The organism is Akkermansiaceae bacterium (assembly GCA_024233115.1).
In the GTDB taxonomy this organism is placed as follows: domain Bacteria; phylum Verrucomicrobiota; class Verrucomicrobiia; order Verrucomicrobiales; family Akkermansiaceae; genus Oceaniferula.
Map to the genome: position 1 here is coordinate 206,170 of JACKQB010000004.1, position 17,012 is coordinate 223,181.

Here is a 17,012-nt window from a genome sequence, read left to right on the forward strand (position 1 = left end):
TCGGACTCCACTACTTTCCAAGTAACATCTTTGTTCCGAAAACCAGCAGAACCACCCCAAACATACGTGTCAGGTGTTGATTGCTCAGCTTGTGCATCAGGTCGGTGCCAAACCACGCAGCCAGTGCTGCAGCCACGGCAGTAAATGCCACCACCCGCCAATCAATCAGCGACTCCCCTTTTCTCAGTGAGGTGTTCAGTGTCGAAACAAGCGCCACGATAATGATCACGGCCAGTGAGGTTGCCACCGCTTCTTTCTGCTTAAACCCGAGAACCGTCACAAAGGCAGGCACCATGACGATGCCGCCGCCAACCCCGCACAGAGCACCTAACAATCCTGCTACTATCCCGGTGACTATGGCTATGGCGAGGGTTTTCATCGCTTGGACGGAAAGGATTCAGGCAGCACAGATGGTGGCGATGAGCCGGTGCAACACCGTGCGATGGTCAAGGGCGGTGCTGACCAGGCATTTGTCGGCGTCAAGGCAGGCCTTCATCGCCTCACCCAGACGCTGCACGCCGAAGGCACCGGCGTTCTGACTCGCTAGAAATAACGGGTAGGCATTCACCCCACCGTCTTTTTTTTGTGGCAGCCATGCCCGTTCGTTTTCAGGCAACTTGTTCAGTGCACTGGAAAACTGGTTGTAATTTCCGTTAGGGATACTCCTCCCGTGGCTCGCTGCCGCCGACATATAGAGGTTACGCACCGTCGGGATGATCGACGCCCGCAGGATTCCGATGGCCGACTCCTTGCGGGCGAGTTGTTGGTCGATCAGTTCAAAGGCACGGGCGGCGTTCTTCTTTTGCAAGGCGTTCCCTATTTCGAACACCACGCCGGCATGGCTGAGTGGCACAATCTCACGGACATCATCCTCCGTGACTTCGCGTCGATCATCCAGATGGATATCGAGTTTTTCCAATTCATTGTCGATCTGGCGGGTGTCGACGCCTACCAGCATGATAAACAGGTGCAAGGCATCACCGGTCAATGTCAGGCCAAGATTCCGGGCCTTGGTTTTCACCACCGGCATGATCTTCTCCTGCCAGCCATCGCGGCTAATGTCCGGCTTATCAAAGGTTTTGACATCGGCCACCTTGTTAAGGAATTTATAGAGTCTCCGGCCCTTATGGATGGCCGTGCTGCTGATCAGAAAATGCACATCACCCGGCAGTCCGTCTTCAAGGCAGGCGATCAACGCCTCGGTCCCCTCCTTCGCACGCTCCGCCTCGCTGGTGCGGTCGCTGCCGAGAAAGTTGGCATTTTTCAGCCACACCGTTTTACCCCCTCCGAAAAACGGCAAGGTCTGCAATGACTCTATCACTTTGCCACAGACCGCATACGCATCCTCGGCATTACCCACCACCCCGTCGATCGTTTCCTGGGAAAAATCATCGCCGCCCTCCGGTTTCAGCTTAGTAAAAAGGCCAAGCGCCTGCTCGGACACAGTGCCCTCATCGGAACCAAAGATAACATGGATTTGACTCACGCGGTTATGATGCGAGAGGAAAGAGGTAAGAAGCAAGGGTTAAAAATCTGATTACCCCAGTATGTGGTGAAGTCGGAAAAACGGCAGGTCACAACGCTCCACCACCTGCCCACTGAACGGCCCACCAGCGACTCACTTCGTACCATCGAACCGGTAATGGCCGATCACTTGATACTCGAGCAACTTGTCCTCCCACTCGGGTCCTCCACCAATATTGTGGACAATCCATTTTTCATCCCTGTGCGAACCCGGTCCGGGAACCACCACTCCAATATGGGTGGCGCCGTGTGGCAATCGCCATGCGACGATGTCACCAAAGGAAAAATCCTCGGCTGTCGACCCCTCCTCCGGAAGTTCTATTTCCTTTCCGAAACGACTGAAGAAGCGTTGCAAATTGGGCACCCGGCGGTGGTCGATATTGGTGTCCGGCCCCTTCAAGCTCCAGAGTTGTGGGTAAATCCTGAAATTCCGCTCCATGTCCTCGTGGACGAGCTTCTGCAGGTCGATCCCGAGGGCTCGGTAACTGCGGACCACCACATCGGTGCATACCCCCTTGCCTGCCGGCACATCGCCGTTGGGGTAGGGAATCTTATAATAGGAATCGTCGTAGGTGACTTCCTCACGGGTGCGCTCCAGTGCCGCCGCGGCAAGCTGGTTGCCAAAGCCGTCCCCCTGGCCGAGCCAAGCAACGGTTTCCTCGACCTTGAGCTCGGTAACCTTATTATCCTGAGCGAGTAGCTGGGAAATAAACGGCTTGGCGACGATACCCACTCCCACCACCACAAAGAGGATCATCAACCATCCACCCCCCCATGACTTGCGTACGGGTTTTTTCGGGCGTGGTCCGATATATTCGATGGTGTCCATGGTTATTGGTCTCTGGAAAGTCTAGGTTTTATCGTGGTTGCGCACTTATTGTGAGCGAGTTATTCACAACATAAATAAACCCAAAACGCCAGAATTTTTCATCGAAGTGTGATAAAATGTCACATTTAAGCAAAATATGCGCAATATAGCCTCCAAAATTGCAAATATCCCCACAATTTGCCTGATTTTTAGCTTTGGCAAATTGTCATTACAGCCTCACAATTGGTGCACGCATGCTGATCGAACACAAAAGCGCCCCTCTTCAGTGGGGGGCTCTCGACCTCGCCCTCTTCGGACTCGAAAACGACTGGTTTGGCCACAAGCTCGATGTGCCCGCCGCGTTTGGCCTGGCCATCGACCACGCCAGTTTCTGGTTTGTCGCCACACGCCGAAAGCCGGCCAGCCTCCACCCCCAGGCCCGACCCGGCATCTTCACCCCGGAACTCTGGAAATATGACGTCGCCGAGTTTTTCCTCAGTCATCCGACATCAGGCCGTTACCTCGAATTCAATCTCGCTCCCAACGGTGCCTGGTGGAGTGCCGAGTTCACCGCCCCACGGGTGCGCGCTGACAAGCAGGATGTCGAGGTTCCCGGAGTGCAAACATTCTCTGATCTCGCTCCCGACGGCACTTGGGTGGCCGCCGCATCCATCCCGCTGGATGTGCTCAAGGCACGCCTGGACTTCGGTCCGGAAACACGGATGAATGTCACCTTCATCGTCGATTCCCCCGACCAGAAATTCCTCACCGCTACACCAGCCGACGGGGGGGCACCCGACTTCCATCGTCCCGATCTGTTTCAACAGGTCCGTATCCACGAAGGCGGTCTTACTTTCCACCAGCCTCAATGATTTTCTAACACTATGCAACAATCACCACGCAATATCGCCGTCGTCGGTCTGGGCCGGATGGGCGCCAACATGGCACGGCGCCTGCACGACTGCGGCCACCGTATCACCTCGGTCTATGACATCCGCCGGGAAACCGCCCAGGCGCTTGCCGGGGAGCTGGGATGCCATGCGGCATCATCTCTAGCAGAAACAACACGCGATGCCGATCTTGTGCTCACGGTTGTCACCGATGACGATGCCATGCGTGGTATATTTTTCAATGAACCCGACAACTTGTTAGTGCACGCAAGCGGCCGGATATTCATCAATTGCGCAACCGTATCACCGGAGGTGCATATGGAGATTGAAAACGCAGCCAACACCCTGGGCGCCAGCTCACTGGAAGCCTGTATGGCCTCAAGCATCAGCCAGGCCCGCGACGGTAGCCTTTACCTGATGATCGGCGGTGATGAAGCGGTATTCAACGGCTGTAAAGATGTGCTGGACCAGCTTTCCAGCAAGCTGCGCTACATCGGTCCGGCCGGCCAGGCGGCCAAGGTCAAAGCTCTCGTCAACATGGTGATGAATATCAACACCGCCGCCCTCGCCGAAGGCCTGGGACTTGGCGATGCCCTCGGCCTGGACACCAGGATGCTCTGTGAGGTCTTCTCCCAGACAGGGGCAAACTCCCGCGTCCTCGAAACCGATGGCGACGACATGATCAACCGCGACCACCAGTGCTGGTTCTCCGCCGCCCACGCCGCCAAGGACAGCGGTATTGCCAACGCTCTCGGAGCCAGGGAAGGACTCGACCTGCCCCTGTCCCTCGCGACCCAGCACCAATACCAGCGCATGATCGAGCTCGGGCTCGGTGAGCTCGATAAATCGGGCATCGCCGAACTCACCTTCAAGGGGCGCACAAGTTCTTGATCACCACAACCTCGACATCACTCATTTCTTATGCTGACGATTCGCAATGCACAAGGGGAACGACTCGATACCGCCTACCACGAAGGCAGCCGCGATGACGTGCTGGTTATTCTCGGCCATGGTGTCACGGGCAACAAAGACCGGCCCCTGCTGTTCTGGTTGGCCCGTGCCCTGGCTGACCGCGGCTATCCGGGCCTGCGTGTCTCATGGTCCGGCAACGGTGACTCGGAAGGCTCGTTTGCCGATTCCAATATCACCAAGGAAATAGGTGACCTCACCGCCGTAATCGACCAACTCGGCGACGGCAGGAAAATCGTCTACATCGGTCACAGCATGGGCGCAGCCGTCGGCGCGCTCACAGCGGCACGCGACGAGCGTATCACCCTACTCGTTTCCCTCGCAGGCATGGTTTATACCAGGGAATTCTGTGAGCGAGAGTTTGGTGACGTCACCCCCGACGCAGACTTCATGTGGGAAGACGACTTCCCCCTGTCCCAAAGCTACGTCGACGACCTGCACCACATCAACAATACCCTCGATGCGGCCCGAAGCCTGCGCTTGCCCTGGCTGCTCGTCCACGGCAGCGACGACGATGTCGTCCTGCCACGCGATAGCCAGGATCTCCACGATGCCCTCCGTGGTCCGGCCAGACTGGTAGCGGTCCCGGGTGCCGACCACTCGTTCGAGGGGCACTACGACACGGTTATCACCGAGACCATCGACTGGCTGGAAAAACATCTCTAAGCCCATCCTTCGGTGTTGATTCCCCCGCCCACCAGCGTCTAGGATCTGCAGGCAATGAAATCCAACCCACAGGACCGGCTCGAGTTGGCACTCCTGGCATCCAACGAAGGTGTCTGGGACTGGTATGTGGGAGAAGAGGATATTTACTACTCGGACCGGGTGCTCGGTTTTCTGGGGTACTCCGCAGACCAAGCACCTAACATCATCACTCACGCCAAGCAGTACTTCCACGAGGAAGAACTACCGGAGCTACGGGCCACCTTCAAAAAAACGCTGGCTCAAGGGGGTGAGGATACTCTGGCCCTCGACTGCCGCTACAATCATCCCGACGGCACCTGGCACTGGCTCCGGATCAGAGGGATTTGTGTCCGGGGTGAGGATGGTGAGGCACAGCGGATCGTGGGCTCCATCATCGATATCTCCCAGAGAAAATATGCTGAGATCAATCTTGAGGAAGAACGATACAAACTCCGCCAACTCATAGAAAACATACCAGTCAACGTCTACTACAAGGACAAGGAATCCAACTTCGTCCTGACCAACAGCTCGCTGGCCAAGAGGCTGGGTGCCAAATCCGCGGAGGACATGATTGGAAAATCGGACCGGGACTACTTTGACAAGGCCCACGCCGACCTCGCACGGGCCAACGAACTGGAGGTCATGGAAACCCGCGTCCCCTTGATCAACGCCCTGCAGGAGGAAACCTACGAAGGAAAAGAAACCACCTGGGCTGAGGCAACCAAGCTGCCATGGCTCGATCGCAAAGGCCAGCTGTGCGGCACCTTTGGCATCAGCCATGACATCACCGACCTGGTCAAGGTGCAACGCCAGCTCACCGCCACCGCGGAAGAGCTGCATCAACGCAATGTCGCTTTCGAAGAAGAGCTCCAGCTCGCCCGGGAGATCCAGCAGGCCCTGCTTCCCCAGAGCCTTGACGGCCTGGTTCTGCGCAGTCATGACCGGGAAGTCACCTTCGGCTGCCGGTACTCGCCCGCCTCCGCGATGGCAGGCGACTTCTTCGAGGTCATGCCCATTTCCCAACACTGTATCGGCATCTTTCTCTGCGATGTCATGGGTCATGGTGTTAGAGCCTCGCTGGTCGTTTCCATGCTCCGCGGGCTGATGGAAAAGGAACGTGATTCCGCCACCAGTCCCGAGTGGTTTCTCTACGGTATCAACGAGGGCCTGGTCTCCATCTTCGAACGCGCCGGGGTCACGCTCTTCGCCACCGCGATCTACTGCGTGGTCAACCTCAAGGAGGGAACGCTTCGTTTCTCCTGCGCCGGCCACCCGTCACCCATATCCGTCAGGCGCGGCAAGGGAAAACAAATCCAACCCGCGCACAAAAAACCCAATCCGGCCCTGGGACTGATTTCACAGGCACCCTACACCGCGGAAACCGTTTCCCTCAACAGCATCGACCGGCTTCTCATCTTCACCGACGGCCTCCATGAAGTCGAAGACTCCTCGGGTGAACAACTGGGGATTCCACATGTTGTCGCCACCATGGAAAAATGCATCAACGACGATCTCGAAACGTGCCTGGACAGCCTCATCGACCAGGCACGCCGACATGCCGCCGAGGCCAAGTTCGACGATGACGTTTGCCTCTTTGCCATGGACGTCGGCTCTGGCTTGTAGTTCCAGTGCATGGCGCCAACAGCCGGCTCACAGCTCTTCCAGGCTTACCCCGTCCACAGCTGATGTAGAAAAGACATGCGGTTCTATTCCGGTCGCTTCGAAGTAACGTCTGCCCATCTCCTCCATCACGGCGTTCGCCTGGTCAGCACGCGCCAAGGTGACCGTCGAGCCGCCAAATCCGCCACCGGTCATCCTGCTGCCTAACACACCACCTTCCTCACCTATGGACCAGGCCGCTTCCACCATGATATCAAGCTCCCTGCATGACACCTCGAAATCATCACGTAACGACCTGTGACTCGCCGCCATGAGTTCACCCACCTCATCGGTTTTACCACGGGCCAGTGCCATCGCCGCCTTCTGGGTGCGGTCGATCTCAGTAACCACGTGCCGCGCCCGCCGGAACACCACCTCGCTCATCTCCCCTCTAGCAGATTCAAGGTCATCTATACTCACCTCGCGCCAGGATTGCTTGCCAAGGATGGACAACGCTATCTCGGTCTGCTTCCTCCTATTGGCATAACTACCATCGCTGAGCTCATGCTGCACCTTGGTATCAGCAATAATCACATTCACAGTGTCATCGGCAAACGGAATCAACTGCACCTCCTCAGACCGGCAGTCAATCAACACCAGGTGGTCCTTTTTAGCAAAGACCGATGCAAACTGGTCCATGATACCACACGGCACACCGGCAAACCTCTGTTCAGCCGTCTGGCAGAGCAGCGCCTTGTTCTTCGGGTTGATGTCAATACCCAACATACCCTCGACCACGGTCGCGGCGGCCACTTCAAGCGCCGCGGAACTGGATAGGCCCGCTCCGAGCGGCACGGTCGAATGAATCAGGGCGTCAAAGCCGGGCAAGGGCCAGAAGTCCTTCTGCCGGAATCCATCCAGCACACCACGGAAATAGTTTGCCCAGGCCGGCACACCCGCCACGGGTGGCTCATCGAGCATCACGATCGCCGACTCGTTCGGGAACATCGTGGAGACCAGATTGGCCTGGGATGTGCCGTTAGGTGCCACGGCGATCATCACGTACCGGTTGATCGCCAGCGGTAGAACAAAACCATCACAATAATCGATATGCTCGCCAATCAGGTTAACCCGCGATGGGGAGGCCACCAGCCAGAACGGTATCATCCCGAAGTATTCCTCGAATTCCCTCAGCACGGTCTCTTTTTGATCCGCATAGGCTTTTTCGCTATCCGCTCCATCACCTGCACCATCCTCTTTGCGTTCAATCATATTCTTTCTTGCTTTTGCATACCGTCGCTTGACCTGCATCGACCAGTTCCGGTGCCTACTCCATAACTTATCCACCACCATCCGCCAGCCTCAAATGTCTTTCGTCGCTAAAAAAAAGCAACCCTCCATGATGAACATTGCCCCATCCGCACAGCACCCGTCGTGCCCGGCTCATTCTTGATTGAAACTTAGGAAATATAAAGTAGTATGCCTTTATGAAAATTTTCCTCTGTCTCGCCACGCTGACCGCCAGCCCGTTCCTGATCGTCTCGTGCAGTGACAAAAAAGAAAAGGCGGCACAGGAACTGGAGACATCCGGCTATCAGGCGACACCGGCGGATTTCCTCCGCGCTGCGGAAAATGGCGACATCCGCGCTCTCGAACTCTTTGTCAAACAAGGCATGGACCTGGGCAGTAAAGACGACAACGGCTGGACCGCACTCCACCTCGCCGCCCGTAGCCAGCGACAGGAATCCGTCGCTTTCCTGTTAGAAAAAGGCATGGACATCGAAACCCCCGGCCTCGACGGGGTCACACCCATGATGCTTGCCGCACGCGAGGGCAATCACACCATGGTCCGCTACCTGCTCAAACAAGGAGCCAAAACCGAGATCAAGGATCAGAAAAACCGCTCCGCCCTGATCCTCGCCATCGATGGCGGCCACGCCGACTGTGTTGAGGAAATCGCCCCCTACTCGCGTAGCCAGCTCGATACCGCCCTGCTCTACGCCGCCGCCCAGGGAAAACACCAGGTCATCGAGACCCTCACCAGCTTCGGCGCCTCGGTCTACGTGCGCCACGAAGGCGGGATGACTCCATTGATGCTCGCCGCGGAAAACGGCCACACCGAGACCGTCCGCGCACTCCTCGAAAGCGGAGCCAACCGCTTTGCCGTCAATGAACACGGCTGGACCGCCGCCCAGGTCGCGGAGGCATCCAACCACACCAGCATCGCCAACCTGCTCAACCAGAACCCGGACGCCACCGAACTCACCATCACCGAACCCAGCGAGGAGGAGGGGGTCGACTGGACACCGCCTGTCATCGCCGCCGCCGACATGCCACAGACGGAACCCTCCCCCGATGGCCCCAGCACCGAAAACACACCACCCGCCACCCCACCGCATACTCCCTCAGTGACTCCAGACACGCCAGGCGTGACACCTGACACTCCGGCAGTGACCAGCAACCCGCCGTCCAATTCACCGTCCAAGCCCTCGCCCACCCCCCCCGCTAAAAAACACCTGCCGTTTATCGCCGGAAAAACCATCGCCAGCAAGGGAACCACCCCCGACGACGTTGCCCGTGACCTTGCCATGCTCGACTACCAGGAAAAACCACTCCCTCTGATGGTTGAAAAAACCAACGCCGTCCAGTCGGGTGGCAGCGAAGCCCAGGTCCGGATGCTGTATGGGAAACAACAACAGGTCACCGTCAGGGAAGGCGACACCATCCCCGCCACCCGCTTCAAGGTCATCAGCATCCGCCGCATGCTGAACCACAGCAAGATCACCGATGGCAAACCGGCCGACGTCTCGGTGGTGGAGATCGAGGATACCGGCACCGGCAAACGCCGCAAAATGACCGCCCGCATCCCGGCCACCGCCGCCGAACCGTGGGCGGTGCTCCACAGCAAAACCAGCGGCCAGGCCTACGCCGCCCGCACCGGCCAACACTTCCGCACCGCCGATGGCCAGAGCTACACCATCAGCGACGTCCGCCCCAACCAGATCGTGCTCACCCACGATGATACCGGTGAGGCGACGACAATTCCGTTAGGGCGATAACCCGGCGTTATCCCCCAAGCTCTTTCCCGCCCGCAAACCAGCCACCCAACCGAACCAGAGAAAGGCATAAATCCAAGGCGGATCAGCAATCAATGATCTGTGACCAAAGCCGAAACCGTCATAAAACCTCCAGCAACAACAGAAATCCCGAAGATCTCGCGAAAACCTAACTATTATTTAGTTTGACCCCCCCCAACAGAACTTACTACCATCACAGCAAATAGATCGGGTAAACACTCTCTGCTCAATCACCCTAAACGGTCAAGCATCTGTAAGCTCCTATTACCCGAGTCAACGAATAACAATGTTCGGTCAAGAATATACCGATGATCTCGCGAAAAACAGCGCTTACGATTGCCGACGCATACGTGAAGAAGTTCTCTGGTGGTGGAGGGCAATACTCGAGCGCGAAGGTGTATGCGACAAATCTTTACGACTTCCTTTACGGGAACGACTTTCAGTCCTGGTTCTGTAATGCGATCCGGACTCTAAACTACCCAAGGAATCTCAAGGATTGGATCCTTCGGCTACACACCGGCGAGTCCCAGGTCAATGCGACGAAGAATTGGACCTGGGAGCAACGTCAAGCCCTTGGCCAGCGCTATCTTCATGACATCGCTGAAGCGTTTTTACATTGGTATTACACTGAGGCCGAAGATTACTACAAGCGGTCTTATGAGAAGATCGTGACATCAATGAAGAGGGCGCTTGAGCTTGACGGCTATGTCTACCGCGATGGCACGCTTCTTTTCCCCGAAGAGGATGTTCTCGACGTTGAAGAGGAAGTAGGAGTCCTCAATCGTCTCCACAAGGATCTGAATCTAGGTAATCGAGAAGTTGCTTTTGAAGCTCTTAGGCTCTCCGAAGATCACTACCGTGCCGGACGTTGGTCGGATTGCATAGCTAATAGCCGGAAGTTTCTTGAATCGGTATTGCAGGAGATCGCCTCAAACCATTCACGGTTGAGTTCTGGCGAGGATCTAGCAGGTCGCACTTATTCTCGCCCAGTTGCGGTTCGCGATTATCTTGAGCGCGAAGACTTGCTTGAGAAGCGCGAGCGCGAGGCTATCGACAAGATTTATGGATTGCTCAGCCACACGGGAAGTCACCCCTACATGGCGGAGTCGGATCAGGCACGCCTCCTGAGGCAACTCAGCCTCACGACTGCCCAGTTTGCGATGCTCAGGTTCGAGGGCTTCAGTAACTCAAAAACCAAGGCCTAATCGGGTCCCCGTGACTGACTAGCGTCAGCCACGAGTCCCACACCACCGGACATACGGCTTTGCCTTCGGCTATGCGGAAGTGGCTGCGCCGGAGGGATCGTGCATTGTATTCGGCGGTTCCAATCAGACTTCCTGAACGCTTCTTTGTTCAGGGTAATGAAGAGCGACCCATATCTCCTTCATGTTAGGGACTCCTTGCTCATCTAACCAACGGTTATTAAGCAGCAGCCTTACAAGTGAGTTGTTACTCATTCTCCAGCCTGGCCTCCATAGCTTCAGCGACGGAGGGTAGCCTTTGCTACTCCTGCGCGCCATATGAACCCGCTCCGGGAACACTCCCAATGCGAGAGCGTTTACAGAAGGTCTGTCCCGTAGTAGCGTTCAATGGCGGATTGAGCTGTTCGCGTCCACCGGCAAGAACCGCTATGGCGACGGCGGCTGCGACGTGGTAGACTTGGAGTTTGTCGTAGATGCGACAGTTTCATGGTAATTCGCCGGGCTAATCAAGCAGGGAAAAAGCTGCCCTGCTTGATTGCTCTGCCTTTTTGCTACGCATTTATTTCTGGCATTCTAGGCGACTCTAAGAAATCATCCCATCATGGCCAGCCCCGGAAAGATGTTCGCTGGAGTTGTCCCAGTAGCAGGGCAGATGTGCCGGTTGTTGATGTGTTTTGTTGGGGGGCTGGTTTTATTCGGGAGCGTTGTGCAGGCGTACGAGGGCTACTCCGACCCGCTCCGGCCTCCGCCAGCGGATGAGGTGTCCATGGTGTCGGAGATTCCGTTCTATAAAATTGGCGCGCGATTAAAGCGGATTGAGGAGCTGATTGAGCAGGAAAAACAGGCACTGGATGCATTGGCGCCGCTGCAACCTGCGAAGCAGTTCGATGCATTCGGTTATCACAGTGATTACATCCCGGCGGTTGAAGGGGTGCCGGAGGAGCCGTTGTGGACCCTGGATTTTGTTCCTGGGGCTTTTCCTACCAGGGCCTTTGTTATGGTGCCTGCTCTCGATCAACGATCATCAGACCTTCGGGGTTATGCATTTCCGAAACGTTTTCGAATCTGTTCGGTCGATGACGGGGGAAAGCGAGGCAAGGTTCATGTCGATTGGACGAAGCAGGATTTTCCTGACCCCGGCATGCGCCCGGTTTATTTTGCTTTTCCTCCGGAAGCGGAGCCGATGGGAGTATTGCGACTGGAGGTTTTTGGTGGACATGAGGAAAATGGCCTCGAGTTTTTTTCACTGGGCAGGATACATCCGATCCGCCAGGGCGAAAAACAGAAGACCGTTGTCATGTCGGTTTCATCGAGCTTTGAGTCCGCACCTTACTGGAGTCAGAATTATCTGAGTTCTCCGCGACAGGTTCTTGGCATGCCGCTCTCGGCGCAGGGCGGCGTTGGCGGCAATCTGGTCATGGAGTTGCCGGCAGCGAGGTTGAAGAAGCCATTGCTGATCAGGGTGGAATTGAACAAAACGGAGCAACTAGGCTGGGTCAACCTGTTTCCCGGGCAGAGTCCTGACAGGATCGATGTTCCGGGGTATGGCTTTCCGAAAGAGATGAAAATCCATCGCATTGTCCGAAAGAGTCCGCAGGGCAAGGAGCAGCGGTTTCTCCTGGTGGATCGTGACATGCTGAAGAATCCCGGCAACAACATGCTGCGGATAGCCGGTGGTGGCAGTCTGATTGATGCCCTGGAGATCGAGTGTAACGATTTTCCGGTGTATCAGGGGCAGGCGGTGCTGTCTCTTGGTGAAATTGAGATCATCAAGTCAGGGCGCAATTTGTCGAGAGGCCGGCGTGTAACACTTCGGGGTATTGGGCTGAAAGAGAGATCTGCATTGGGGGCGCTGGTTGATGGAAAGGTTGGGGGGCGGGATATTTTGCATGTTTCAAGATGGCTGCGGCAACTTGCGGCGGGCAAACCACATGAGGTCCGGCTTGAGGGGCTGGAAGCCGAGCGACTGCGGTTGACAGAGCGGTGGCAGCTCATGCGTGAACGGGCGCTGGTCGCGCTGGGGCTGCTGGTTTTGGCGGGAGGACTGGCGGTTATTGTTTTCATGCGCCGCAGTAGAAAACGGGCACAGGTCAGATTACGCCGACAGATTCATTCTGATCTGCATGATGATGTGGGCAGCAGTCTCGGCAGTATTTCGCTGATTGCCGAGCAGCTGCGGCATGCCGATGTGAATGAGGAGGTTCGGGAGGATCTTTCCGATCTGGCGCTGATCTCCCGCGAGGCCTGGGCTTCCCTTCGTGAAGTTGTGTGGGTCATCGACAAGGACACGGTCCGCCTGCCTGTGCTGATTCATAAGCTGACGGAGCGAGCCCAACGTGTGCTGGTCGGGGTGGATGTGTCCGTTGAAGTTCCGCAGGATTGTCCGGATCGTGTCGTGTCGCTGACCTTCAAACGCCATATGATCATGTTCTTCAAGGAAGTCGTGCACAATTGCGCCCGCCATGCGCACGCCACCCAGGTCTGGTTGGATTTCCGGATTGTCGCGCAACAGCTGCAGGTGTCTGTCTGCGACAATGGCTGCGGTTTTGATTTGGCGGCAGCATCAACAGGGCAGGGGCTGGAAAGCATCAGAAACCGTGCGCAGGAAATGGGTGGCGACCTTGATCTGGACGCGTCCCCCGGCGAGGGCACCCGGGTGGTTCTGAGGGTTCCCTTAAAGGCATTGTTGAATCAAACAGATCACTCCTATAAAACATCGAACTGACATGACGAATATGAACATTTGGTTAGTTGAAGACGATTCCGGCTATCGTCGGACTTTGCAGCGCCTTTTGAACCGGGAGGAAAAGATGGCTTGTGGTCAGGTCTTTTCGTCATGCAACACCCTCTTTGAAGCCCTTGCGACTGAGTCGCATCCGGATCTGGTCATGATGGATCTCGGCTTGCCGGGGATGGGTGGTGTAGAAGGTATCCAAAAACTGGCGGAGCTAGCGCCGGATGTGGCCGTGGTGGTTTTGACGGTTTTTTCAGAAAAGGAAAAGGTGCTCGACGCCTTGGATGCGGGGGCTGCCGGGTATCTTTTGAAATCGGCGACGCCCAAGGAAATCATCCGTGGCTTGAAAGATGTCTTCGAGGGCGGGGCAGCGTTGAGCCCCGCCGTTGCGAAAACGGTAATCCGTGAAATGCACATATCCAAACCAACGGAGCAATTTGGTTTGTCGCAGAGGGAAATGGAGGTGATCAAGCTTTTGGCCGAGGGGCTTGCGGTCAAGCAAATCGCTGACGAGCTGGGTGTCAGCTACTTCACGGTCAATTTTCATGTCAAAAATCTCTATAAAAAACTGCACGTCCAATCACAGTCCGGTGCAGTGGCCAAGGCGTTCCGCTCCGGGCTGCTTGAGTAGGCAGATGGTCAACAGGCTGACCTACTAATATTAGCAGGTAGCCGCCAAGGGAGGATTTCGCTATTCTCAACAACAATCGGCCATCCCAACTGAACCGAGATGGGTTGGTTGATTCCATTAACACTTAACACAATACTCATATGAAAACCCACCTAGTCACCATCAGCAGCGTTGCTGCAATCATCGCTTGTTCGCCCGTTCAAGCCGCTCTAGTCGATTTCACAGCTGGAGGAACCTCAAACACCCTTCTTAGCTGGCGTAGAACAAATACTAACGGTGGAACTCCTACCATTGTTGTTGGTTCTACGAGCTTGTTGGAACGGACAAATGTTGCACTTGGCAATAACGTCACCGCAAATATCTCGGTTACCACCGGGAATTCGAATGCTTATGTGACCTCAGGCAACGCAGGCTTGGGACTCGGTACCAGCCTTCCCACTACTGCTCAACAGTTGGGTGAGAACCAGTTGTTGATTTTCACATTCTCAAACGTTCAACTTAATGGTGGAGCTCTACCAGGAGGAGTAACAGTCAATTTTGATCTAAATCATCTTCTCTGGACCGATGCGACTGGTCGGGGCTTTGTTTTTGACGGGAGTAACAATCGCCCCAGCTTTGCAGGCATTGGGGTTAATGGCGCTGCCGATAGTACCACCGACGGTTTTTTAGATGATTCCTCTACCAATGCCACTTTAGGATCCGTTTCTAGCCATGATCTTGCTTTCTCGACAAGTGAAACGGCAGACACTTATGAACTTGCACCAAGCCAAACGTACAACTTCACAACCGAATTTCAATTGAGAAACAGAATTCATCCAACTATTACCCCCATCGACGGCTCCGATACCTACTATGTTCAGGGTTTTGACATCACTGCGAACGTGGTTCCAGAACCGACGTCAACGGCACTGCTCGGTTTAGGAAGCGTTTTCTTAATGCTTCGTCGCCGCAAGTAATTCCTGCAAATCAGGCTCATCGCTTCGGCTCGGTGATCGCTGATGTGCACCTGGCGTTCACCAATTCAGGGACAGACCTGAATGGCACCCGCTTCAAGGTCATCAGCATCCGCCGCATGCTGAACCACAGCAAGATCACCGATGCTAAACCGGCCGACGTCTCGGTGGTGGAGATCGAGGATACCGGCACCGGCAAACGCCGCAAAATGACCGCCCGCATCCCGGCCACCGCCGCCGAACCGTGGGCGGTGCTCCACAGCAAAACCAGCGGCCAGAGCTACACCATCAGCGACGTCCGCCCCAACCAGATCGTGCTCACCCACGATGATACCGGTGAGGCGACGACAATTCCGTTAGGGCGATAACCTAACTATTATTTAGTTTGACCCACCCCAACAGAACTTACTACCCTCACAGCAAATAGATCGGGTAAACACTCTCTGCTTAATCATCCTAAACGGTCAAGCATCTGTAAGTTCCTATTACCCGAGTCAACGAATAGCAATGTTCTGCTAAAAATAAACAACATATAACTATGAGTAACTACATTGACGGATTTCTATTACCTCTATCTAAAGACAAGCTAAACGAATATTCCGCCATGGCTGACAAGGCTGGTGACATTTGGAAGGAATATGGTGCACTTGCTTACTGGGAGTGTGTTGCTGACGACCTAGAAGTTAAGGACATGATTTCATTCAAACAGTCAGCCAATGCTGGACCCGATGATACCGTTATCTTTGCTTGGGCAGTGTTCAAATCGCGTGAACATCGCGATGAAGTGAACGCCAAGATATTTGCAGATCCACGATTGCAAAATATGTGTGACCATGCAAACCCACCATTTGACCACCATAAAATGGCATATGGAGGATTTAGAACTCTAGTCAAAAAATAAAAATGCAGAACAAACCGCTGCATCCCGAAACTTCAAGCGCATCGAGTTCATCAGTTAGACCATTTAGACGGATCATTTGGCTAAATAACATGTAGTTTCCTGTAGCGAAGAGTCTACACCCTTCGTCAGTGAACGGATCATCGAAGCGCTCACCGACGAAGGATGAAAATCCTTCGCTACACGAGCTGCGCCCCTGCAGATACTCGCACGGTGTGGTCCGTTTACTAAAGGTCTGTCCCGTAGTAGCGGTCCCGTAGTAGCGTGAGCGGCGGCGCACCTGTATCCGCTACTAGCGGCGGCGGCGCAGAACCAGTGCCATACCCGCAAGACCAAGCAGCGCGGAGGATGATGGCTCGGGGACTGTGTCGATGGTGAAACTTCCCGTACCAACATAGTAACTCGTATCCATTCCCATCTGGAGGCCGTCCGCATTGTTTGCAACGTAGGCCGCTGTCAGCGTCGGATCGAGTGCGTAATCATTGATGAGTTTGGTTGCGCCATGCATGAGATCCACCGTGCCAGCACCGTAATCAACAACAAGGCTAACATAGTTGGTTCCGTTAGACGCGCTAACGAATCCCCCTTTGGTGGTGGATACAATACCGTTCTGAACAATTTCCCAGTCGAGGCCATTCTTTTGGATACCCAACAGCATGGTGGTGCCATCGGCAATACCAGACGACCACTTATAGTTGGCATCACCATCAATCCGAACTTTGATGTCGAGTGTGAGTGAGGTATTGGACGCATTCAGGACAGAAGACAGGTCCCTGGCAAGCGTTCTGACATGGGGGGTTCCAGCGACGTTAGAACCGTTGGTAAGGGTTGCAAAATAATAGCCGTCAAACGCACGAGTTTGCCAAGTGCCGTTACCTTCCCATCCAGCATCGGTGATGGCGGTGTTATTAATGCCTGCACCAAGATCATTCTGGATGTCATAGACATAACTGGCAGCGGATGCCGTGGACATGAATGCAGCCGAGAAAATCAGCGCGGGGAGAAGTGTGTGTGTTTTCATTGTTAAGTTGATGGTTCAATTT

General features: G+C 55.2%; 16 protein-coding genes. 11 read left to right on the top strand and 5 right to left on the bottom strand.

Annotated features, from left to right (window positions below; translation table 11 throughout):
• Positions 1 to 10: 10 nt before the first annotated feature.
• From H7A51_11895 to H7A51_11905, 3 genes are all read right to left on the bottom strand, one after another.
• Entirely contained in the window at positions 11 to 379 is a 369-nt protein-coding gene (locus H7A51_11895; GenBank protein ID MCP5536918.1) for a sulfite exporter TauE/SafE family protein, read from the bottom strand.
• A gap of 18 nt (positions 380 to 397) precedes the next feature.
• Positions 398 to 1,486: a DNA polymerase III subunit delta gene (gene holA / locus H7A51_11900; protein MCP5536919.1), complete on the bottom strand. Its 1,089-nt coding sequence runs from the start codon at positions 1,484 to 1,486 to the stop codon at positions 398 to 400.
• Between the two features lie 132 nt (positions 1,487 to 1,618).
• Entirely contained in the window at positions 1,619 to 2,281 is a 663-nt protein-coding gene (locus H7A51_11905; GenBank protein ID MCP5536920.1) for a DUF1287 domain-containing protein, read from the bottom strand.
• Between the two features lie 305 nt (positions 2,282 to 2,586).
• Between H7A51_11905 and H7A51_11910 the strand changes: the two genes are divergently transcribed.
• From H7A51_11910 to H7A51_11925, 4 genes are read left to right on the top strand one after another with little or no spacing between them, the layout of a single operon-like run.
• On the top strand, positions 2,587 to 3,204 hold the full coding sequence (locus H7A51_11910; GenBank protein ID MCP5536921.1) for a hypothetical protein: 618 nt from the start codon (positions 2,587 to 2,589) through the stop codon (positions 3,202 to 3,204).
• 12 nt (positions 3,205 to 3,216) lie between these two features.
• On the top strand, positions 3,217 to 4,113 hold the full coding sequence (locus H7A51_11915) for an NAD(P)-dependent oxidoreductase (GenBank protein ID MCP5536922.1): 897 nt from the start codon (positions 3,217 to 3,219) through the stop codon (positions 4,111 to 4,113).
• Between the two features lie 30 nt (positions 4,114 to 4,143).
• The gene (locus H7A51_11920; protein ID MCP5536923.1) at positions 4,144 to 4,857 is read left to right on the top strand and encodes an alpha/beta fold hydrolase; all 714 of its coding nucleotides are present in this window, start codon (positions 4,144 to 4,146) and stop codon (positions 4,855 to 4,857) included.
• Between the two features lie 54 nt (positions 4,858 to 4,911).
• Positions 4,912 to 6,498: a SpoIIE family protein phosphatase gene (locus tag H7A51_11925; protein MCP5536924.1), complete on the top strand. Its 1,587-nt coding sequence runs from the start codon at positions 4,912 to 4,914 to the stop codon at positions 6,496 to 6,498.
• Positions 6,499 to 6,525: 27 nt separating this feature from the next.
• On the opposite strand, the gene galK is transcribed toward H7A51_11925, so the two are convergent.
• Entirely contained in the window at positions 6,526 to 7,746 is a 1,221-nt protein-coding gene (gene galK / locus H7A51_11930) for a galactokinase (GenBank protein MCP5536925.1), read from the bottom strand.
• Between the two features lie 215 nt (positions 7,747 to 7,961).
• Between galK and H7A51_11935 the strand changes: the two genes are divergently transcribed.
• The 7 genes from H7A51_11935 (at position 7,962) to H7A51_11965 (ending at position 15,972) form a co-directional block, all read left to right on the top strand.
• A complete protein-coding gene (locus H7A51_11935; GenBank protein MCP5536926.1) occupies positions 7,962 to 9,533 on the top strand; it encodes an ankyrin repeat domain-containing protein in 1,572 nt (523 codons plus the stop codon).
• Positions 9,534 to 9,859: 326 nt separating this feature from the next.
• Positions 9,860 to 10,756, top strand: a complete 897-nt coding sequence (locus H7A51_11940; GenBank protein MCP5536927.1) for a hypothetical protein — start codon at positions 9,860 to 9,862, stop codon at positions 10,754 to 10,756.
• A 598-nt stretch (positions 10,757 to 11,354) separates the two neighbouring features.
• Positions 11,355 to 13,478 (top strand): hypothetical protein, encoded by a 2,124-nt coding sequence (locus H7A51_11945; GenBank protein ID MCP5536928.1) that lies wholly within the window; start codon positions 11,355 to 11,357, stop codon positions 13,476 to 13,478.
• A 1-nt stretch (position 13,479) separates the two neighbouring features.
• On the top strand, positions 13,480 to 14,118 hold the full coding sequence (locus H7A51_11950) for a response regulator transcription factor (GenBank protein MCP5536929.1): 639 nt from the start codon (positions 13,480 to 13,482) through the stop codon (positions 14,116 to 14,118).
• A 140-nt stretch (positions 14,119 to 14,258) separates the two neighbouring features.
• On the top strand, positions 14,259 to 15,074 hold the full coding sequence (locus H7A51_11955; GenBank protein MCP5536930.1) for a PEP-CTERM sorting domain-containing protein: 816 nt from the start codon (positions 14,259 to 14,261) through the stop codon (positions 15,072 to 15,074).
• A 32-nt stretch (positions 15,075 to 15,106) separates the two neighbouring features.
• Complete coding sequence (locus tag H7A51_11960; GenBank protein ID MCP5536931.1) at positions 15,107 to 15,439, top strand: hypothetical protein; 333 nt, start codon at positions 15,107 to 15,109, stop codon at positions 15,437 to 15,439.
• A 170-nt stretch (positions 15,440 to 15,609) separates the two neighbouring features.
• On the top strand, positions 15,610 to 15,972 hold the full coding sequence (locus H7A51_11965) for a DUF1428 domain-containing protein (protein MCP5536932.1): 363 nt from the start codon (positions 15,610 to 15,612) through the stop codon (positions 15,970 to 15,972).
• Positions 15,973 to 16,261: 289 nt separating this feature from the next.
• Here the strand turns inward: H7A51_11965 and H7A51_11970 are convergent, their stop codons facing one another.
• The gene (locus H7A51_11970) at positions 16,262 to 16,990 is read right to left on the bottom strand and encodes a PEP-CTERM sorting domain-containing protein (protein MCP5536933.1); all 729 of its coding nucleotides are present in this window, start codon (positions 16,988 to 16,990) and stop codon (positions 16,262 to 16,264) included.
• Positions 16,991 to 17,012 lie beyond the last annotated feature (22 nt).